We start from the raw sequence: 19,116 nt of genomic DNA on the forward strand, positions 1-19,116 counted from the left end.
TCAGCTCCAGGGCCAGCCGGGGCAGCTCCTCGGAGGGTACGAAGTGGTCGGCGAGGCCGGCCAGCAGGGTGTCGGCGGCGCCCACCCCTTCACCGGTGAGGGCCAGGTGGGTGCCCAGCTCGCCGGGCGCGCAGCACATCGGGGCCCGCCCCGGGGTCGAGGACCGCCACCCGCAGACCGAGCCGGTGGGCGGCCAGCATCACGGCCAGTGCCCGCGGCCCCGGCCGGACCGCGACCCCGACCGTGGCGCCGCGCTCGACACCACGCGCGTGCAGCGCGGCCGCGTACCGGTCGGCGAGATCGGCGAGGTCCCCGCAGGTCGCCCTGGTGCGTACGGCGCCGCTGCGGGTGGTGCCGAGGACGGCGGGGCGGTCGGGGGCCGACCGCAGGGTGTGGGCGAGAGCGTCGAGCATCAGCGCGGGTCCTCCCCATGACGCCCGGGGCCCTTGTCGAGGTACCAGCGGGCGGTTCCGACGATTCCGTAGGCGCGCAGGCGCCGGGTGGAGTTCTCCACGACCATGTCGCGGGCGTGGACGATGGCGGTGGTGCGCCGCCGCACCCGGTTCAGGAAGAGCCGGTCGGTGGGGGACGGCCGACGGGGCATCCCCCCGACCGCCTCGTAGAGCCGGGCCGTGATCGCCATGTTGTTGCCCGCGTGCATACGGTACGGAGCGAGGTAACCGTGCCGGCGTCGGTGCGCCGGGCGGACGCGTCCGAAGAACGCGGCGGTGGCGACGAGCGTACGGAACACGGCGCGGCCGAACGGCCCGTGCTCGTCGCGACGGGCGTCGATGCGACCGCACACCAGGCCGGCGCCGCTCTGCAGCGCGGCCCTGGCCGCGGCCGTCCAGCCGGGACGGGGCAGACAGTCGGCGTCGGTACGGGCGAGCAGCGTGGCCCCGTGCCCGATCGCGTACCGGAAGCCGGTGTCCACGGCGCACCCCACCCCCTTGTCCCGCTCGTCGAGCACATGCACCGGGAACGGAGCCCGCTCCGCGAACGCACGGGCGATCCGGGCGGTGTCGTCCTCGGAGGCGTTGTCCACCACCACGAGGTGGAAGTCGCGGTCCTGCTGCGCGGCGAGTGCCTCCAGGGTGTCGCCGATGCGCGCGGCCTCCTGGTGGGCGGGCACCACCACCCACAGCGCGCTCACGCCTTCTCCCAGACCATCGTCATGATGCTGACGCCGCCGCCCAGGCCGACGAACAGGACCCGGTCGCCGGAGCGCAGTTCGTCGTACACCCGGTCGAGCTGCACGCCCAGGCTCGCGCTGGCGACGTTGCCGAGCTGGGGGACCGTGACCACCAGCCGGTCCTCGGGCACACCGGTGATCTCCACGAACCGCTCCAGGTACGGCACGGTGACCTGATGGACCAGGACGTACCGGAAGTCCGACCACTCCAGCCCCGTACGGTGCCGCACCCGGTCGAGGACCGAGGTGCCGACCTTCTCGAACACCTCGCGCAACTCGCCGCCGTCACCGCGGAAGTACGTGTGCTCGTCTCCGCGCGGGTGTCGTGAACCGCCGCCGAATATCCCGCCGACGCCCCAGTGCTCGGAGTGCGTCTCGCTGTCCACGTCGAGGATCCCACCGCGGTCCGCCGCCGCCAGGACCACCGCCGCGCCCGCGTCACCGAAGGTGTAGCCGGCGAAGCCGTCCCGGAACTGGGCCAGATCGGCGGGCTCATGCCGCACGGCCCGGCTCGGTGTCTCACCGGTGACGACGAGCGCCCGCCGGGCGCGCCCCGCGAGGATCATCGAGCGGGCGAGGTCCATGCCGTTGACGAAGCTGTTGCAGGCGTTGGTCACGTCCAGGGCGTGCGCCCGGGAGCCGAGCTCGGCCTGGACGATGTGCGCCGTGGCCGGTTCGACGATGTCCCGCGACGCGGAGGCGAACACCAGAAGGTCGATGTCGAGCGGGTCGATCCCGGCCCGCGCCAGAGCGCCGCGTGCGGCACCCACCGCCAGCGTGGAGGCGTACTCCTCCGGCCCCGCGACCCGGCGGGAGAGAATCCCGGTGGCTCGCTCGAACACGCCGGCCGGCAGCGCGAACCCGCCGGCCGCGGACACCCGCTGCCGCAGCCGCTCCGAGTCCATGACCCGCTCGGGCAGGCAGACGCCCACCCCGGTGATACCGACGCGCACGGAGCCGTCGACGACGGCGCTCTGACTGTTCATGGGAGGGAGGCTACGAACGGACGGGGCCGAGGGCCTGAGCACCGGTACTCAATCGCCCTGGGGGAAACCCCCTGTCTCGCAGCCCGCGCCCGGGAGTCCACCATCGAGACGCTACGGTGGTCGGAAGATCGTTCCGGAGGGAAGTGACGGCACCATGCGACTGATCGAGGCCCCCGGCTCCACGGAGCCGGCGCCATGACCACGGCCGACATCCCCCATGTCCTGCTGCGCACCGAAGGGCGGGCCGGCTTCCTCACCCTGAACCGGCCGAAGGCCATCAACGCCCTCACCCACGCCATGGTGCACCGCATCGACGAGGCGCTGAACGCATGGGAGGACGATCCCGCCGTCGAGACCGTCGTCATCGAGGGCGCGGGAGAACGCGGGCTGTGCGCCGGCGGCGACATCCGGGCCATTCACGACGACGCCCGCGCCGGGGGCACCGCCTCCGTCGACTTCTGGCGCGACGAGTACCGCCTCAACGCCAGGATCGCCCGCTACCCCAAGCCGTACGTGGCCTTCATGGACGGGATCGTCATGGGCGGCGGAGTCGGCGTCTCCGCCCACGGTTCCGTCCGCGTCGTCACCGAGCGTTCCCGCGTGGCGATGCCCGAGACGGGCATCGGCTTCGTGCCCGACGTCGGCGGTACGTACCTGCTCAGCCGGGCGCCCGGCGAGCTGGGCACCCACCTGGCCCTCACCGGTGAAGGGGTGGGCGCCGCCGACACCCTGCTGGCCGGCCTCGCCGACCACTTCGTACCCTCCGAGGAGCTGCCCCGGCTGGCCCTGGAGCTGACCCGGTCGCCCGCGCACGAGGTGCTGGCCCGGTTCTCGCGGCCGGCCCCGCCCGGCGACCTGTCCGACCGGCGTGCGTGGATCGACGCCTGCTACGCGGCGGACACGGTGGAGGCCCTCGTCGACCGGCTCCTCGACTCCGGCGTGCCCGAGGCGAAGGAGGCCGCCACCACACTCCTCACCCGGTCGCCCACGGCCCTGAAGGTCACCCTGGCCGCGATCCGCCGCGCCCGGCGCCTCGACTCCCTGGAGGCCGTCCTGGACATGGAGTTCCGGCTCTCCTGCGCCGCACTCTCCTCCGCCGACCTCGTGGAGGGCATCCGCGCCCAGGTCGTCGACAAGGACCGCACCCCCCGCTGGTCCCCGCCCACGCTCCCCGAGGTCACGGACGACGCCGTCGCCCGCTACTTCGCACCCCCCGGCGCTCAGGAGCCCTTCGCCTCCTGACGCAGGGGGCGGTCCCCTGCCCCTCGCCCCCGTGGTTTCCCCCTGGTTCCCCTGCGGGCGGAGGCGTGCGGCCCAAGGCGTGCGGGCCGAGGCGTGCGGTAAATCGGTGTCGCGAGCGCGGACCGGCTCCCTACACTCGCCGCACGCGCCGTCGACGTTCCGGCGCGCCGTCCGACCGACGAGGGGACCCCGACCGTGCGTTGCCGCACCGCTGTCGTCGTTCCCCGGTCCCGGTACGACGTGATCCTGATGTCCCGCGCTGCCCGATGCCGGCTGCGCGGCCGCCATCGGATGCCCGTGACGCACTCCTGACATCCGCCTGCTCGATGTGGCGGCGGGGCGCCGCGTCCGGGAATCGCGCCGCCCTTTCCCGTACACGTCGAAAGGCCTCGGGCCGTGCGTACCACCCTTCCGCTTCCACCGACCACCCCGCTCGACCGCGTCCGCAATCTGGGCATCCTCGCCCACGTGGACGCGGGCAAGACCACCGTGACCGAGCGGATGCTGTACCTGACCGGCGCCACCCACAAGCGCGGCGAGGTCCACGACGGGACGACCGTCACGGACTTCGACCCGCAGGAACGCGACCGCGGGATCACCATCTTCGCGGCGGCCGTCAGCTGCGACTGGGACGGGCACCGGATCAACCTGATCGACACACCGGGCCACGTCGACTTCTCCGACGAGGTGGAACGCTCGCTGCGCGTCCTCGACGGCGCCATCGCGGTCTTCGACGCCGTCGCGGGGGTCGAGCCGCAGAGCGAGACGGTCTGGCGGCAGGCCGACCGGCACCGGGTGCCGCGGATCGCCTTCGTGAACAAGATGGACCGGGCCGGTGCCGACCTCGACACCACCGTGGCGTCGATCCGGGACCGGCTGCACACCGTTCCGCTCGTCGTCCACCTGCCGATCGGCCAGGAGGACGGGTTCACCGGAGTGGTGGATCTGGTACGCATGCGCGCCCTGCTCTGGGCCTCCGGTCCCGACACGTTCACCGACGTGCCGGTGCCCGAAGCCCTGCGCGAGGAGGCACAGCGGCGCCGCCGAGTCCTGGAGGAGACGGTCGCGGAACTCCATCCGGCCGCGCTGGAGGAGTTCTGCGCCCGGTCGGACCTCGACGAGACGCTTGCGCTCGACGAGACGCCGGACGTCGACGAGACGCTTGCGCTCGACGAGACTCCGGCGCTCAGCGAGCGCACGCTGACCACGGCGCTGCGCGACCTGACCCGGAGCGGTGACGGCGTCGTGGTGCTGTGCGGATCCGCCTACCGCAACCGGGGCATGGAACCGCTGCTCGACGCCGTCGTCGGCTATCTGCCCTCACCGCTCGACGCGCCCCCGGTGCGCGGCACCGTCGACGGCACGGAGCGGGAACGGGCCGCCGACCCCGAAGCGCCGTTCGCCGCGCTGGCGTTCAAGGTGAACTCCACCGCCACCGGACGGCTGACCTATCTGCGTGTGTACGCCGGAACGATCGAGAAGGGAGACGTCGTGCTCGACGTGGCCGCACGGCGCACCGAGCGGATCGGCCGCATCCTGCGGGTGCAGGCCGACCGGAACACCGAGGTGGACCGGGCACGGGCCGGGGACATCGTCGCGGTCGTCGGACTGAAGGCCGCACGCCCCGGGGCCACGCTCTGCGCGCCCTCGGCGCCCCTGCTGCTCGAACCGCCCACGCCGGCCGCCCCGGTGGTGTCCGTCGCGGTCGAGGCCCGCAGAAGCCTGGACACCGACCGGCTGGCGTCGGCGCTCGCACGGCTCGTGGAGGAGGACCCCTCGCTCGCGGTCCGTACCGACCCCGAAACCGGTCAGACGGTGCTGTCGGGGATGGGTGAACTGCACCTTGAGGTCGCCGTGGAGAAGATCCGCCGGGCCCAGGGCCTGGACGTGGGCGTGGGCAGACCGCAGGTGGCCTACCGCGAGACGGTCGTCCGCGGTGTGTCCGCACTGGTGTACCGGCACGTCAAACAGGACGGCGGCGCGGGCCAGTTCGCCCATGTCGTGCTCGACGTCGAGCCACTCGGCATCGGCGACACCGCCGGCGACGAGGAGGAGTTCGCCTTCTCCTCCACCGTCACCGGAGGCCGGGTGCCGCAGGAGTACGCCCGTGCGGTCGAGGCCGGCTGCCGGGACGCCCTGGCGGAGGGCCCGCTCGGCGGCCACCCGGTGACCGGTGTGCGGGTGACGCTCACCGACGGAGCCACCCACTCCAAGGACTCCTCGGAGATGGCGTTCCGTACGGCGGGCCGCTTCGCGCTGCGCGAGGCGCTGCGCGCCAGTGCGATGACGCTCCTGGAACCGGTGGTCGAGGTGACGGTCACGGTGCCCGACAGCGCCGTGGGCGGGGTGCTCGGTGACCTGGCGGCCCGTCGCGGCCGGGTCCACGGCTCGACCACCCGGGCAGGGACGGCGGTGATCACCGCGACCGTGCCGCTGGCCGAACTCTTCGGCTACGCCTCCCGGCTGCGCGGTCGCACCCAGGGCCGTGGCACCTTCACCACCCGGCCCACCGGCTACGCCCCCGCACCGGCCGAGGCGACCGCAGCGACGCGGTCCCCGTAACGACGACGACGGGCCCGCCCACCCCCTGGGCGGGCCCGTCCCGGGCCGATGATCACGTCCCCGTATCATCCGGCGGGAGGGAAGGGGAGCCGTGGAACCATCGGGATCGAGAAAGGCCGAGCGGCGGGCCCGCCGACGGCGGCGGCGCGACGAGGGCGAGGAAGGCTGCTGCCTCGGCGCCCTCGACACCTTTGTCTACTGCCGGCAGTGCAGCTGCCCCGACCTCTGGCTGACGCTGCTTCCGGCCCTCCTCCCGGCCCTGTTCCTCGGATCGCGCCGCGCCACGCCGCGTCGGGGCCAGGCGGACGACCGGCCCCCGGGCCGCGTGGCCGGCGCGATGTACGCGGCCGTCCAGCACTACCGGGCCGAGATCAGCCCGGCTCGGCCGCCGTGCTGCCCCTACACGCCGAGCTGTTCCACGTACGCCGTCAAGGCACTGCGACGCCACGGTGCGCTGCGCGGCGGGCGCCTGATCCTCGGCCGGCTGCTGCGGTGCACGCCGAGGGCGGCGCGCCGTCGTGGCTTCCAGGATCCGGTCCCCGGCTGACGGACGGCCGCCTCAGCGCGCCGTCTCGCGCAGGACGACGAAGGGACCGCGCCGCTCCCGGCCGTCCGGAGTGCGCCAGCCCGCGCTGACGCCTCCCACCGCCCCGGCGGTCGTCCCGTCGGATTCGGCCCCGTCCGCCCGAAGGACCCGCGCCACGGTCAGGGTGAGAGGGGACCGCGCCGACTCCGTGGCCCCCGTGGCAGGCGTGACCCCGAGGAGGAGGTCGGTCCCGTCCGGCCCCTCCGCGACCGCCGTCGGCACGCCCACGGCCGGAAGCCCGTCCCCGCCGGGCGATGGGCCGCCGCGCCCAGCGCCTCCCACGTCTCCCGGGTCGCCCGGCTCTCCAGGGCGTCCATGGCTTTCGAAGCCGCCGAAGTGACGGATGACGGAGGGGTCCGGGGTGTCGGACTCACTCTGCGCCTGCGGCTCGGCACGGCCCTCGACGAGCGCGATCAGCTGAGCCACGAGCACCGGGTCGTGCACCCCGTCGTACACCCACCGTCGTCCCAGCACACCGTGCTCGGAGGTGCCGACGAGAGCCTGCTCCGCACCGTCCAGCGGCGCGCCGCGATAGGTGAGCGGCAGGTGGTACGAGACGGCGTCCTCTCCAGACCCGTCCGTGACGACCATGAACTCGATGCCCACCTCCCCTTGCGGGTCGTCGAGCCGGAAGCCGCCCGCCTTGGACAGCTCCGGCCCCCGCTCCGTGCGGACGTACCAGGGTCGGGAAGGCAGCCAGGAGGCGATCAGCTCCAGCTTGCCGGGGTTCATGGTGGTGCGGTGGATGACAGCCATACCTCCTCAACTTCCCTCACCGGCATGCGGTTCCCTCCCGCGTCCACCGGACCCGGCCCCCCGGGCGGGAGACGCGCGGTGCCGGACGGCACAATGAGGATCATGCTGCTGTCGTTCCAGCCCGTCCTCGAGCGCATCGCCGAGGAGATGGGAGATCTCGCCGGCCGGGGCCGGCCCGCCGACTACATCCCGGCCCTCGCCGCCGGCGACCCGGACCGCTTCGGCATGGCCGTCGCCGAACTGGACGGCAGCGTCTACGGGGTGGGGGAGTGGCAGCAGCCGTTCTCCACCCAGTCCGTCACCAAGGTGTTCACCCTCGCCCTGGCCCTCGCCCACGAGGGCGACACGCTCTGGGAGCACGTCGGACGGGAGCCGTCGGGCAACCCCTTCAACTCACTGGTGCAACTGGAGTACGAGAACGGCATCCCCCGCAATCCGTTCATCAACGCCGGCGCCCTGGTCGTCACCGACCGGCTGCACGGCCTGACCGGGAACGCCTCGGGCAGTCTGCTCGACCTGCTGCGCGCCGAGAGCGGCAACGCGGACCTCGACTTCGACCGGGACGTGGCCGCGTCGGAGACCGCGCACGGAGACCGCAACGCCGCGCTGGCCCACTTCATGGCCTCGTACCGGAACATCTCCACCCCCGTGCCGACCCTTCTGCGCGAGTACTTCCGGCAGTGCTCGATCGAGGCGTCCTGCGCGGACCTCGCGCTCGCCACCGGCTTCCTCGCCCGCCACGGCATCCGCGCCGACGGCTCACGGCTCCTCACCCGGAGCCAGGCCAAGCAGGTCAACGCCGTCATGCTCACCTGCGGGACGTACGACGCGGCCGGCGACTTCGCCTACCGCGTGGGGTTGCCCGGCAAGAGCGGGGTGGGCGGCGGCATCATCGCCGTCGTCCCGGGCCGCTGCACCCTCTGCGTCTGGAGCCCGGGTCTGGACGCGCGCGGCAACTCGGTCGCGGGCGTCGCGGCCCTGGACCGCTTCACCACGATCACCGGTCTCTCCGTCTTCTGAACCGTCTTCTGAACCGTGCACAGCGGTCCGCTGTGCACGGGTGCCCCGCCCCCCCCCGCGCGGCCCTCGCGCCCGCGCTCAGCCGCCCGCCGCCGGGAGAAGCGGAACGAGCGCGTCCCAGCGCGAGATCTCGCATCCGTCGGTCCGCGTGAAGTCCGCGTTCACCGGCCGCCCGGCCCAGGTCCCCTCGACGTATGCGACGGCGGGGCCGCCGTACTGCAGGGTGCACAGGTCATCCGATGGCACGGGCGGGAAGGGGCCGGGGCTGCCCCAGACGGTCAGCGCGTCGAGCTTGTCGCAGGCCGCCGCCGCGTCGGGGTGGTCGCCACCGGCGGGGTGGCAGTACAGCTCGTACGTACCGTCGCGGCCGAAGGTCCCCGACCCCACGACCGTCACCCTCAGACGGTCGGCCCGGTCCGCCCCGTCGGACCGGTCGGACCGCTCGGCCCTGTCGGGGCGGTCGACGAGGTCGGCCGGCATCGGGCGGGCGGCCGTTGCCGTGCCGCAGAAGACGGCCGTGGTGAGCGCGGTGGCGCAAGCCGCGATCAGACCTGCCGCGCGGGCGGGACGAGACAGCATGGAGACATCCGTTCGAAGAGAGAGTGGGCGCGGCGGGGGAGCCGGCCGTCTGGTCAACGCGTCAGAGCCCACGCCGTCACCCTGTACGCGACGACACCTGACATCACTCTCCGAGGCGCGCCCCGGCCCGCGCGCGGATAATGGGGCTCATGTTCCGCCCGGGCCGCCCTGCCCGGCCCCACGGCTCGGGGCGGAGCGCCGGGGCCGTGACGCGCGGGAGGTGCCTCGTGACCAGCATGGCCGGTCCGGTCAGAGGCGCCGAGGAACTGGACGCCGCGCTCGCGGAGACCGTGCGCCGCACCGGTGCCTCCACCGGCGCCGTCTACCTTCTGGCGCCGGACGAGCCCGTGCTGCTCCTCGAGGCGCTGTACGGGGCGCCGGCGGAGTTCGCCACACCGTGGTCGAGGGTGCCTCTCGCCGCACCCGCCCCGGTGGCCGAAGCCACCCGCGACGAACGCCTGGTCTGGGTGGGCAGCCAGGAGGAGATGGCCCGCTCCTATCCCCGTACGGCGGTGGCGCTTCCGTACCCGCTCGCCCTGGCCGCCGCGCCCGTCATCGGCAACCGGTGCTGGGGCTCGCTGCTGCTGATGTGGCCGGCCACGCGGCCGTCCCGCATGACCCGGCGGGAGCACGGCCATGTCGCCGCCTGCTGTCGGCGCCTGGCCCGGGTCCTGGAGGAGGCCGCCGAATCGGGCCGGCCCCTGGTCACCGCGGACCGGCCCCGCGTCCTGCCTTCCGACACCGGCGACCGGCCGGTCGGCCCGGACCGGGCCGCCGCCGACTTCGCCGAACGTCTGCCCGGCGGCTGCTGCTCCCTGGACCTGGAAGGACGCATCACCTATCTGAGCTCCGGCGGCGCGGAGCTGCTGGGTCGCGACGCCGGACGTCTGCTGGGGACCCTGCCGTGGCAGTCCCTGCCCTGGCTCGACGACCCCACCTACGAGGACCGCTACCGCGCCGCCGTCCTCAGCCGTGAACCCGTCTCCTTCACGGCGTGCCGCCCGCCGGACCAGTGGCTGGAGTTCCATCTCTACCCGGACGCGAGCGGCATCAGCGTCCGGATCGTGCCTACCGGTGCCCTGCCACCGCCCGCCCCGGCGCCCCGGCGGCCCACCGGCACCACCACCCCGGCCCGCGCGGGGCAGCTCTACCAGCTCATGCACCTGGCCGCCGGTCTCACCGAGGTCGTCGGCGTCCAGGACGTCGTCGATCTGGTGGCCGACCAGATCATGCCGGCCTTCGGCGCCCAGGGCCTGGTCCTCTCCATGGCCGACTCCGGCCGGCTCCGCATTACCGGCCACCGCGGCTATGCCGCCGAGGTGATCGAGCGCCTCGACGGACTGCCCGTCGACACCGGCTTCACCCCCGCCGGCCAGGCGCTCACCAGCGGCATCCCCTCGTTCTTCGGGGATCCGGAGGAGATGCGGCGCATCTACCCCGAAGCCCCCTTCGTCAGCGGCAAGCAGGCGTGGGCGTTCCTGCCGCTGATCATCTCCGGCCGGCCCGTCGGCTGCTGCGTCCTGAGCTACGAACGTCCTCACGACTTCTCGGCCGAGGAGCGCGCGGTCATGACCTCGCTCGCCGGACTCATCGCGCAGGCCCTCGACCGCGCGCGTCTGTACGACACCAAGCACCTGCTCGCCCACGGTCTCCAGCAGGCCCTGCTCCCGCACACCCTCCCGGCCGTCGCCGGTCTCGACGTCGCCGCCCGCTACCTGCCCGCCACCCTCGGCATGGACATCGGCGGCGACTTCTACGACCTGATCCGGCTCGGCGACACCGGCGCCGCGGCCGTGATCGGCGACGTCCAGGGCCACAACGTGGCCGCCGCCGCCCTGATGGGCCAGGTTCGCACCGCCGTCCACGCCCACGCCACCCTCGGCACCTCCCCGGCCAAGGTGCTCGCCGCGGCCAACCGGCTCGTCTCGGATCTCGATCCCGGCCTGTTCACCAGTTGCCTCTACGTCCACATCGACATCGCCCACCGGCGGGTGAGCCTGGCCAGCGCGGGGCACCCGCCCCCTCTGAGGCGCCTCGCCGACGGCCGTACCGCGCCCCTCGATGTCACCCCGGGCCCCCTGCTCGGCATCGACCCCGACGCCGAGTACCCCGTCACCGAGACCGCGCTCACCCCCGGACTGATGCTCCTGCTCTACACCGACGGACTCGTCGAGACACCGGGCACGGACATCGACGACTCGGTGGCCCGCCTCGCGGACCATCTCGCCGAGGCCGACGACCGGGACCTGAACCGCCTCCTCGACTCCCTCCTGGGCGAGGCCCGCCCGGCCCGGCTGCGTACGGACGACATCGCCGCGCTCGTACTGAAAGCCACCACGTGAAAGCCACCACCCGCCCGGACCGAGCCGCCGCGGCCGGGTTGGCCGCGGCGGCCGTGGCGCCGGCGGATGTGCCCCGACGCCCTGTCACACGGCGACGGCGTCGGGGGACTCGTCGAGGGTGAACAGCGCACCGTCCGGGTCCCGCAGGGTGACCTGGCGGTGGCGGCCGCGGGCCCACTCGGCGTCCGCCACGGTGTGCCCTCCGTTCTCGAGGGCCAGCGCCGTCGCCGCCTCCAGATCGCGGACCTTGAAGTGGACCAGCCAGCGCGGTCGCAGCTGCGGCTTCCACGCGGCCTCCTCCACCGGCCCGCTGTTCAGCCGCGCCACCGGCTCGCCCGCGCGCCGCAGAACGACCTGATCCTCCTCGTAGGAGACCTCGCAGCAGCTGTCGCCGTCGGTGTCCCACTCCAGGATCTCGCCGTAGAAGACGGCCGCGTCGAACGCGTCGCGGGTGTGCAGCTCCAGCCAGGCCGGCGCCTTCCCCTCGCCGACGCTCCACTCGGAGAGCACTCCGCCCTCCCAGAGGCCGAACGTGGCCCCTTCCCGGTCCGCGACGAGGGCCGCTCGGCCGCGGGGAGGATAGGAGACCGGGCCCACCCCGACGGTTCCGCCGCGCTCACGCACCCTCGCCACCGCCCGGTCGGCGTCGTCGACGGCGAAGTACGCCGTCCAGGCCACCGGCACGGCCAGCTCCCCGGCGACCGCCCCTATGCCCGCGACGGGCACACCGTCGCGCTCGGCGACGGAGAACGCCCGCCCGAAGCCGCCCGGCCGGAACGTCCACCCCAGCACCGAACCGTAGAAACGCTGCGCCGCGTCGAGGTCACGCGCCACCAGGCTCAGCCAGCACGGCGCTCCCAGCACATCCGCTGCCACCAGCACCACGTACTGCCTCCTCGCCACCGTCCGCCCCTCATCGATTTCCGGCCCGTGGACCGTGCTGTGCCTGTTCCCAGCGTTGGGGCACCCATGCGCGAGGTCGCGCGTTCGGGGGCGTCACGAACGGGTGAAACGACGTCGAAGGGCCAAGGGAGCGCGGGCCGGCCGCCCAGCACGGCCCCCGGGGCACGCCGTACCGCCGGAAGCCCGGAAAGCTAGCCCCGGAGGTCCGGACGTCCGAAAGCCCGGGAGTTCTCGGACCTCCCGGGCGGCGAACGGAGCGCGGCGGCGTCAGGATGGACGAAATGGAACGGTCGCCCTGATGGAGGAGCCGCCATGCTCGATCGCGCCGCGCCCCAGCGGCCCGGCGGCGACCCCGTGTTCCAGGGGCACGATCGGCTCCCCTCCCTTCGCCCCGTGACCGAGGTACCGCACCATGGCCATCACCCGTGAGCTGTTGATCGGCGGCCGTGACGTACCCGCGGCCTCCGGGCGCACCGCCGAGGACATCGACCCCTTCACCGGCGACGTGTACGCGCGGGTCGCCGCCGCCGGTCCCGAGGACGTCGCCCGGGCCGTCGAGGCCGCAGACGCGGCCTTCCCCGCGTGGGCGGCGCTCGCCCCCTTCGCCCGTCGGGGGATCTTCCTCCGGGCCGCCGACCTGCTCGACTCCCGCGCCGAGCAGGCCGTGGCGCTCATGGGCCGCGAGACCGGCGCCACCCGGGGCTGGTCCCTGTTCAACGTGGCGCTCGCCGCGAACATCCTGCGGGAGGCCGCCGCGGCGGTCACCGCGCCGCGCGGCGCCGTGCTCAGCGCCCAGGAGGAAGGCGCGCTGGGTCTCGCCGTGCGCGAACCCCTGGGTGTCGTCGCCGCGTTCGCCCCCTGGAACGCGCCGCTCATTCTCGGCGTAAGGGCCGTGGCCGCGCCCCTCGCCGCGGGCAACACGGTCGTGGCCAAGCCGAGCGAGAACGCGCCGATCGCCGCCGGGCTCTTCGTCGCCGACGTGCTGCGTGAGGCCGGACTGCCCGACGGGGTCCTCAACGTGGTGACCAACGCGGCGCAGGACGCGGCCCAGATCGCCGAGGCACTCATCGCCCACCCACGGGTCGGCGCCGTCAACTTCACCGGCTCCACCGGTGTCGGCCGCCTCGTCGGAGCGCACGCGGCGCAGCACCTCAAGCCCGCCGTGCTGGAACTGGGCGGCAAGAACGCCGTGATGGTCCTCGACGACGCCGACGTGGACTACGCCGTCGACGCGGCCACGTTCGGGGTCTTCATGAACTCGGGCCAGATCTGTATGTCGGGCGACCGGGTCCTCGTGCACGAGTCCGTCGCCGACGCGTTCACCCGGAGGTTCACGGCCAAGGTCGCCTCGCTCCCGGCCGGCGACCCGGGTCTGCCGCACACCGTCATCGGACCGCTGGTCAGCGCCGCGGCCGCCCGGCGGGTCGCCGCGCTCGTGCGCGACGCGGTCGCCGCGGGCGCCACCGTGCTGACGGGTGGCGGAGAACCGGAGGGCGCGGTGCACCCGGCCACCGTCCTCAGCGGGGTCACCGCGGACATGGAGCTCCACTACGCCGAGGCGTTCGGACCGGTCTGCGTGATCGACACCTTCGGCGACGACGACACCGCCGTCGCCCTGGCCAACGACACCGAGAACGGGCTGACCTGCGGCATCATCACGGAGAACGCCACCCACGGCCTCGCGGTCGCACGCCGGGTCCACTCCGGCATCGTCCACATCAACGACCAGTCCGTCGCCGACGAGCCCCATGCCCCCTTCGGCGGCGTGAAGGCCTCCGGGTACGGCCGTTTCGGCGGGCGCTGGGGGATCGAGGCCTTCTCCCACACCCGCTGGGTCACGATCGCCACGCAGCAGGCCCGCTACCCGTTCTGACTCCCGGTTCCGACTCCGGAGCGTCTCCCCCCGGGGTCGCTCGCCTACCGGGGCGGGGCGGCGAGGGTGGGGGACTGGTGTGCACGCCGCAGCGCCTCGGCGACGAATCCGCCTGCCTTCAGTTCCTCGACGGTGTCACGGAGGAACGCGACGGTCTCGGGCCGTCGCGCCAGGGTCGTCCCGACCGCCTGCCGGATCCGCATGAAACGCTCCTCGATCAGCCGGAGTTCGGGATGCGCCGCGACGAACTCGGTCATCGGCTGCCTGATGCCGGCCGCGACCTCCAGCTCCTGGGCGAGGAACGTGTCCACTCCTTCCTCCCCGCGCACGACGGTCGCGTGCCGAAGCGTGCGGGAGAGGAAGAGATCGTAGGCGGAACCACGCTTCACGCCGATGCGCACGCCCGCGTGGTCGACGTCGGCGACCACGGTGAGGGGCGAGTCCCGGGGCACGGCGAACACACCCTCGATCTCGACATACGGCGCGGTGAAGGCGACCTCGGCTTCGCGGGCCGGCTCGACGGCGAGGAAGCAGATGTCGGCCCGGCCCGTCGTCATCGCCTCGTAGGACTTGCGCGCGGCGTCGAAGCAGATGAGTTCGACCGGCACACCGAGCCGCGCGCCGATCTCGCGCGCGATGTCGACCGTGACACCGGTCGGCGCGGTCGGCGTGCCGTGGGCCAGTACCGGGTTGCCCAGGTTGATCGAGGCCCGCAGCACGCCTTCCGGCGCCACATCCTTGGTGACGACATCGGGCACGGTGGTCATGGAGCGGAGTCTAGGACACGCTCCACCACCGCCCTTGTGGGGCTACGGCAGCCTCGGCTCCGGTACGACCGTACGGAACCGGGCGGTCGTCGCGTCGCCGCTCCAGCGCCGTAGACCGGCCTTCTCCAGTACGCGGACGGAGGCCGGGTTGGAGAGCTCCACGTCCGCGTACACGGTGTGCACGTCGGGGGACGTCAGCGCGTACGCCACCAGGGCGCGGGTCGCTTCGGGGGCGTAGCCGAGGCCGCGTCGCGAGGGCACGACGCCGTACCCGATCTCCACGGCGCCCTCGTGGGGAGGCCAGAGCGCACTGATGCTGCCGACGACGAGGCCACTGGCCCGTTCGACGATCTGACGGTGCCCGTACGCGGTGCTGAGCGCGTCCGGCAGGTCGGCGATGACACCCGCGATGACGCGGTCGCCCTCGGCGGGGAAGTCCTCCGCCCAGTGCGCCGACCGCTGGTCGCCGACGACGGCGGCGATCTCGTCGGTGGACCACACGCGCAGCACAAGCCGGTCGGTGGTCAGATCGGTACCGATGGGGAAGAGAGAGGATGACACGGGAGACTCCTGGTCGTTCGGGACGACCGGGTCGCTCACCTGTCGTGCGCGACCCGGAGAAGGGCATGCTGACGAAGCGTGGCGCGGGCCATATTCATCAACCTCCCTTGTCGCAGCGGTCGTCGCGCGAACGCGCGTGCGGAGAACCTATCAGGTGGGCGTGATCACGCGCCCGGCACCCAGTGGTGGTGCACCTGGGTGATCTTCGGCTCCGACCCCATCGGCATACCGAGCTCCGTGGCGATCGGCATCAGGGTGTCGGAGAAGCGCCGCATGTGTTCCTCGGACTCCCACAGATCGAAGATCTGCAGGCCCGAGCCGGTGGAGACGGCGGCATGGGACAGGCAACCCTCGAACGGGTTGCCGGGCAGTTCCAGAAGCCGCGCGTTGAGGGCGTCGTACTGCGCGGTCGTCACGCCCGCGAGCTCGGCCTGGACGAAAATGGCCACGGGGTCTCCCTGTTGTACGTCCGGCCCCCTCCACCGCCACGGTGGCGGCCCGTCGATCCAGGCCAGCAGACCACGCACACGACCCGGCGGCACCCCGCCAGGGCCGTACGGGGCAGCTGCCGCCCCCTCGGAGGCGTCGCGCTCTCACCGCCGGACCGCGGCGCCGCCTCACCTCTCGGTGTTCTCGTGTGCGGGACCCGTGTTCTTGTGCGCGGGACCGGTGTTCTCGTGCGCGCCGGGGCGGGGCCAGGGGCGTCCTTCGAGGCGCTCGATGTCGCTGTTGAACCGCCTCAGGTAGGCCGCGAAGGCGGCGACCTCGTCGGGGGTCCAGTCGCTCAGGACCCGCTCCAGGCCGTGGACGTGCGCGGCCCGGTCGGCTTCCAGACGGCGCCGTCCTTCCTCGGTGATGCTGAACTTACGGGCGATGCCGCCCTCGGGGTCGGGGATGCGCTCGACGACACCCGCCTTCAGCATCGCGGCGGTCTGCCGGTTGAGCGTGGAGGTGTCCAGGCCGAAGGCTTCGCTGAGCTGGCCGATGGACAGGGGCCCTTCCATCTCGATGCGGCACAGCAGCACGTAGGCGCTGCGGTCGAGCCGCCCGCCCGCGCTCCGGGTCCGGGGGTTGGACAGATGCGAGTGCCGCCCGATCAGCATCGTCTCGAACTCGACCAGGCGCGTGGGCTTCTCCATGGCCGCCATCCTCCCAAGCCCCTCGTGCGTCGGTACGACCGCCACGGCCGCTCGCACCTCCCTGCACTATGCAGCATACATGCGATGTGTATGCTGCACTCGATATGCATCATGCATATCGAATGTCCGTGGAGTCCGTCAGAGCGGAGAAGCCCGTGAACAGCCCAAGAACCGACGCCCGCCCCGGCGGTGTCGTCGGCGTACTCGCCTTCGCGGGCATCGTGGCGGCTCTCATGCAGACCCTGGTGGTGCCGCTCCTCGGCGACCTCCCGAGGCTCTTCGACACCACGGCGTCGAACGCGTCCTGGGTGGTCACGGCCACCCTGCTCTCCGCGGCGGTGGTCACGCCGGTCGCCGGACGGCTCGGCGACATGTACGGCAAGCGGCGCATGCTGCTGATCTCCGTCGCGCCGCTCGTGGCGGGCTCGGTCGTCTGCGCCCTCTCCTCCTCCGTCGTCCCGATGATCGCCGGCCGCGGACTGCAGGGCATGGGCATGGGTGTCGTGCCCTTGGGCATCAGCCTGCTCCGTGACGTACTGCCCGCAGAGCGGCTGGGCGCGTCCATCGCACTCATCAGCGCCTCCATGGGCGTGGGCGGCGCGCTCGGTCTGCCGTTCTCCGCGGCCGTCGCCGAGAACGCCAGCTGGCGCGTGCTGTTCTGGGTCGCCGCCGGCCTCAGCCTCATGGTCGGCGTCCTGGTCCGCCTTCTCGTTCCCGCGGGCCGTACCGCCTCCCGCCCGGGCCGCTTCGACGTGCCGGGCGCGCTGGGCCTGGGCAGCGCCCTTGTCTGCCTGCTGCTCGCCGTCTCCAAGGGGTCCGACTGGGGCTGGGGGAGCGGCACCACGCTCGGACTGTTCGCCGCCGCCGTCGTCGTCCTGCTGGCTTGGAGCCGGTGGGAGCTGCGTACCGCCGAGCCGCTGGTCGACCTCCGCGTCACCGCCCGCCCCCAGGTGCTGATGACCAACGCCGCCTCGATCCTGGTCGGTTTCGCGATGTACGCGCAGTCGCTGGTCGTGCCCCAGCTGCTCCAGCTGCCCGAGGCCACCGGCTACGGACTGGGCCAGTCCATGCTGGCCATGGGTCTCTGGATGGCCCCGGCGGGCCTGATGATGATGGCGCTCGCCCCGCTCGGCGCCAAGCTCACCGCCGCCCGCGGCCCCAAGATCACCCTCGGCGTCGGAAGCCTCGTCATCGCTCTCGGCTACGCCTCCTCCCTGCTGTTGATGGGGTCGACCGGCGGCCTGCTCGTCGTCACCCTCATCTGCAACACGGGTGTGGGCCTCGCGTACGGGGCCATGCCCGCCCTCATCATGGGCGCCGTTCCCCGGTCGGAGACGGCGTCGGCCAACAGCTTCAACACGCTGATGCGCTCGATCGGCAGCTCCGTCTCGGCCGCGGTCATGGGAGTGGTCCTCGCCCAGCTGACGACGGACTTCGGTGGTCATCCGCTGCCGTCCGAGGACGCGTTCCGCATCGCCCTGCTGATCGGCTGCGGGGTCGGCCTCGCGGCCGCGGCCGTCGCCTTCCTCATCCCGGTGCGCCCCGCGGCCGACTCCGCCGGGACGACCGCCGCACCGCGCTCGGCGACCGAGGTGGAAGCCGAGGTCGAAGCGGAGGTCTGATGCGCACCGCCGCCCCACGACCCGACCGGCCCTCGGCCGCCGGGTCGTGCCGGGCGGCGGTCGGCTTCGAGATGCGCAGTTCGAGGCTCCTGGTCCGAGGTCCCTGGTTCGAGGTTCCTGGTTCGAGGTTCGATGGATCTGATCTGGGCATGTCAATGCCATCCATCGCCATCGCGCTCCCGCCCTCGCACGCGCGGTCACCCAGGAGGACGCAGTTGAAGACGAGTTCGCGGATCCGCCGGGCCTCGCTCATCCTCGGCACCAGCATCGCCCTGGTCGTCGCCCTTCCCGGCAGCGCCCTCGCCGCCCCGCCGACGGCACTGCCCGCCCTCGCAGACGGGCTGGAGCAGACGTTCCAGCCGGCCTACGACTACGACACGGACGGCTGCTACCCCACGCCCGCGATCGGCCCCGACGGCACCGTCAACAGCGGACTCAACCCGTCGGGGGCGCTCAACGGGCAGTGCCGCGACTCATGGGACCTCGACAACACCAATGGGTACGCGCGGTCCAAGTGCAACAACGGCTGGTGCGCGATCATGTACGGCCTCTACTTCGAGAAGGACCAGGCCGTGGCCGGCAGCGGGCTCGGCGGACATCGCCACGACTGGGAACACGTGGTGGTCTGGGTCCAGAACAACGAGGCCCGGTACGTCTCCACGTCCGCCCACGGGAACTTCGCCGTCTACGGCCGCGACGCGATCCGTTGGGACGGGACGCATCCCAAGGTCGTCTACCACAAGGACGGATGGAGCACGCACTGCTTCCGTCCCGCCAACTCCAACGACGAGCCGCCGGAGAACCACGACCACCAGTGGCAGTTCCCCGCGCTCGTCGGCTGGAACGGATACCCCGCAGGTCTCCGCGACAAGTTGAGCCAGGCCGACTTCGGCAGTGCCGTCTTCGGCCTGAAGGACGGCAACTTCGCCTCCCACCTGGAGAAGGCCAGGCCGGCCGGCATCCCCTTCGACCCCCACGCCTGACCG

General features: G+C 72.9%; 19 protein-coding genes. 8 read left to right on the forward strand and 11 right to left on the reverse strand.

The annotated features are described in order from the left end of the window. The 4 genes from J7E93_RS16735 to J7E93_RS16750 form a co-directional block, all read right to left on the reverse strand. On the reverse strand, window positions 1–139 hold a 139-nt coding region (locus J7E93_RS16735; RefSeq protein WP_374105394.1), incomplete at its 3' end, for an enoyl-CoA hydratase/isomerase family protein. After that, complete coding sequence (locus tag J7E93_RS16740; protein WP_215070124.1) at window positions 90–413, reverse strand: AMP-binding protein; 324 nt, start codon at window positions 411–413, stop codon at window positions 90–92. The genes J7E93_RS16740 and J7E93_RS16735, both read right to left, overlap by 50 nt. Then, complete coding sequence (locus tag J7E93_RS16745; protein ID WP_308368681.1) at window positions 413–1,153, reverse strand: glycosyltransferase family A protein; 741 nt, start codon at window positions 1,151–1,153, stop codon at window positions 413–415. The genes J7E93_RS16740 and J7E93_RS16745 overlap by 1 nt, the downstream gene beginning before the upstream one ends. Next, on the reverse strand, window positions 1,150–2,178 hold the full coding sequence (locus J7E93_RS16750) for a 3-oxoacyl-ACP synthase III family protein (RefSeq protein WP_215070126.1): 1,029 nt from the start codon (window positions 2,176–2,178) through the stop codon (window positions 1,150–1,152). The genes J7E93_RS16745 and J7E93_RS16750 overlap by 4 nt, the downstream gene beginning before the upstream one ends. 195 nt (window positions 2,179–2,373) lie before the next feature. Here J7E93_RS16750 and J7E93_RS16755 point away from each other — a divergent pair, with 195 nt between their 5' ends. The 3 genes from J7E93_RS16755 to yidD all read left to right on the forward strand — a co-directional run bounded on the left by J7E93_RS16755 (window position 2,374) and on the right by yidD (window position 6,529). Then, window positions 2,374–3,420 carry an enoyl-CoA hydratase/isomerase family protein gene (locus J7E93_RS16755; RefSeq protein WP_215070128.1) on the forward strand — a complete coding sequence of 349 codons (1,047 nt, stop codon included), beginning with the start codon at window positions 2,374–2,376 and terminating at the stop codon, window positions 3,418–3,420. 396 nt (window positions 3,421–3,816) lie between these two features. Then, window positions 3,817–5,982 (forward strand): elongation factor G, encoded by a 2,166-nt coding sequence (fusA, locus tag J7E93_RS16760; RefSeq protein ID WP_215070136.1) that lies wholly within the window; start codon window positions 3,817–3,819, stop codon window positions 5,980–5,982. 91 nt (window positions 5,983–6,073) lie between these two features. Beyond that, complete coding sequence (gene yidD / locus J7E93_RS38055; RefSeq protein ID WP_308368682.1) at window positions 6,074–6,529, forward strand: membrane protein insertion efficiency factor YidD; 456 nt, start codon at window positions 6,074–6,076, stop codon at window positions 6,527–6,529. A 12-nt stretch (window positions 6,530–6,541) separates the two neighbouring features. Here yidD and J7E93_RS16770 read toward each other — a convergent pair whose 3' ends face one another. Next, a complete protein-coding gene (locus J7E93_RS16770) occupies window positions 6,542–7,324 on the reverse strand; it encodes a 1,4-alpha-glucan branching protein (RefSeq protein WP_215070138.1) in 783 nt (260 codons plus the stop codon). Between the two features lie 93 nt (window positions 7,325–7,417). Between J7E93_RS16770 and J7E93_RS16775 the strand changes: the two genes are divergently transcribed. After that, window positions 7,418–8,344: a glutaminase gene (locus J7E93_RS16775; protein WP_215070271.1), complete on the forward strand. Its 927-nt coding sequence runs from the start codon at window positions 7,418–7,420 to the stop codon at window positions 8,342–8,344. A gap of 78 nt (window positions 8,345–8,422) precedes the next feature. On the opposite strand, the gene J7E93_RS16780 is transcribed toward J7E93_RS16775, so the two are convergent. Further along, the gene (locus J7E93_RS16780) at window positions 8,423–8,923 is read right to left on the reverse strand and encodes an SSI family serine proteinase inhibitor (protein ID WP_215070140.1); all 501 of its coding nucleotides are present in this window, start codon (window positions 8,921–8,923) and stop codon (window positions 8,423–8,425) included. A 236-nt stretch (window positions 8,924–9,159) separates the two neighbouring features. On the opposite strand from J7E93_RS16780, the gene J7E93_RS16785 reads away from it, so the two are divergent. Continuing rightward, the gene (locus J7E93_RS16785) at window positions 9,160–11,265 is read left to right on the forward strand and encodes a SpoIIE family protein phosphatase (RefSeq protein ID WP_215070273.1); all 2,106 of its coding nucleotides are present in this window, start codon (window positions 9,160–9,162) and stop codon (window positions 11,263–11,265) included. Between the two features lie 84 nt (window positions 11,266–11,349). Here the strand turns inward: J7E93_RS16785 and J7E93_RS16790 are convergent, their stop codons facing one another. Further along, window positions 11,350–12,150, reverse strand: coding sequence for a VOC family protein (locus J7E93_RS16790; RefSeq protein WP_308368683.1), 801 nt, complete (start codon window positions 12,148–12,150; stop codon window positions 11,350–11,352). Window positions 12,151–12,580: 430 nt separating this feature from the next. Between J7E93_RS16790 and J7E93_RS16795 the strand changes: the two genes are divergently transcribed. Next, on the forward strand, window positions 12,581–14,041 hold the full coding sequence (locus tag J7E93_RS16795; protein ID WP_215070142.1) for an aldehyde dehydrogenase family protein: 1,461 nt from the start codon (window positions 12,581–12,583) through the stop codon (window positions 14,039–14,041). A 44-nt stretch (window positions 14,042–14,085) separates the two neighbouring features. Here the strand turns inward: J7E93_RS16795 and J7E93_RS16800 are convergent, their stop codons facing one another. The 4 genes from J7E93_RS16800 to J7E93_RS16815 form a co-directional block, all read right to left on the reverse strand. After that, on the reverse strand, window positions 14,086–14,808 hold the full coding sequence (locus J7E93_RS16800; protein ID WP_215070143.1) for a transporter substrate-binding domain-containing protein: 723 nt from the start codon (window positions 14,806–14,808) through the stop codon (window positions 14,086–14,088). 42 nt (window positions 14,809–14,850) lie between these two features. Then, window positions 14,851–15,369 (reverse strand): GNAT family N-acetyltransferase, encoded by a 519-nt coding sequence (locus J7E93_RS16805; protein WP_308368684.1) that lies wholly within the window; start codon window positions 15,367–15,369, stop codon window positions 14,851–14,853. 164 nt (window positions 15,370–15,533) lie between these two features. Beyond that, window positions 15,534–15,818 carry a hypothetical protein gene (locus J7E93_RS16810; RefSeq protein WP_215070145.1) on the reverse strand — a complete coding sequence of 95 codons (285 nt, stop codon included), beginning with the start codon at window positions 15,816–15,818 and terminating at the stop codon, window positions 15,534–15,536. 168 nt (window positions 15,819–15,986) lie between these two features. Further along, window positions 15,987–16,508 carry a MarR family winged helix-turn-helix transcriptional regulator gene (locus J7E93_RS16815; RefSeq protein WP_215070147.1) on the reverse strand — a complete coding sequence of 174 codons (522 nt, stop codon included), beginning with the start codon at window positions 16,506–16,508 and terminating at the stop codon, window positions 15,987–15,989. 122 nt (window positions 16,509–16,630) lie between these two features. Between J7E93_RS16815 and J7E93_RS16820 the strand changes: the two genes are divergently transcribed. Next, the gene (locus J7E93_RS16820; RefSeq protein WP_251066648.1) at window positions 16,631–18,130 is read left to right on the forward strand and encodes an MFS transporter; all 1,500 of its coding nucleotides are present in this window, start codon (window positions 16,631–16,633) and stop codon (window positions 18,128–18,130) included. Window positions 18,131–18,345: 215 nt separating this feature from the next. Continuing rightward, the gene (locus J7E93_RS16825) at window positions 18,346–19,113 is read left to right on the forward strand and encodes an NPP1 family protein (RefSeq protein ID WP_215070151.1); all 768 of its coding nucleotides are present in this window, start codon (window positions 18,346–18,348) and stop codon (window positions 19,111–19,113) included. The last annotated feature ends 3 nt before the right edge of the window (window positions 19,114–19,116 follow it).

This window comes from Streptomyces sp. ISL-36, assembly GCF_018614205.1.
GTDB lineage: Bacteria > Actinomycetota > Actinomycetes > Streptomycetales > Streptomycetaceae > Streptomyces.

What these genes read in the sequence shown, in the direction of transcription:
- J7E93_RS16800 (WP_215070143.1), bottom strand. Translation starts at nt 14,808, where the DNA reads ATGACCACCGTGCCCGATGTCGTCACCAAGGATGTGGCGCCGGAAGGC.
- J7E93_RS16740 (WP_215070124.1), bottom strand. Translation starts at nt 413, where the DNA reads ATGCTCGACGCTCTCGCCCACACCCTGCGGTCGGCCCCCGACCGCCCC.
- J7E93_RS16815 (WP_215070147.1), bottom strand. Translation starts at nt 16,508, where the DNA reads ATGGAGAAGCCCACGCGCCTGGTCGAGTTCGAGACGATGCTGATCGGG.
- J7E93_RS16775 (WP_215070271.1), top strand. Translation starts at nt 7,418, where the DNA reads ATGAGGATCATGCTGCTGTCGTTCCAGCCCGTCCTCGAGCGCATCGCC.
- J7E93_RS16750 (WP_215070126.1), bottom strand. Translation starts at nt 2,178, where the DNA reads ATGAACAGTCAGAGCGCCGTCGTCGACGGCTCCGTGCGCGTCGGTATC.
- J7E93_RS16795 (WP_215070142.1), top strand. Translation starts at nt 12,581, where the DNA reads ATGGCCATCACCCGTGAGCTGTTGATCGGCGGCCGTGACGTACCCGCG.
- J7E93_RS16785 (WP_215070273.1), top strand. Translation starts at nt 9,160, where the DNA reads ATGGCCGGTCCGGTCAGAGGCGCCGAGGAACTGGACGCCGCGCTCGCG.
- J7E93_RS16780 (WP_215070140.1), bottom strand. Translation starts at nt 8,923, where the DNA reads ATGCTGTCTCGTCCCGCCCGCGCGGCAGGTCTGATCGCGGCTTGCGCC.
- J7E93_RS16820 (WP_251066648.1), top strand. Translation starts at nt 16,631, where the DNA reads ATGTCCGTGGAGTCCGTCAGAGCGGAGAAGCCCGTGAACAGCCCAAGA.
- J7E93_RS16770 (WP_215070138.1), bottom strand. Translation starts at nt 7,324, where the DNA reads ATGGCTGTCATCCACCGCACCACCATGAACCCCGGCAAGCTGGAGCTG.
- J7E93_RS16755 (WP_215070128.1), top strand. Translation starts at nt 2,374, where the DNA reads ATGACCACGGCCGACATCCCCCATGTCCTGCTGCGCACCGAAGGGCGG.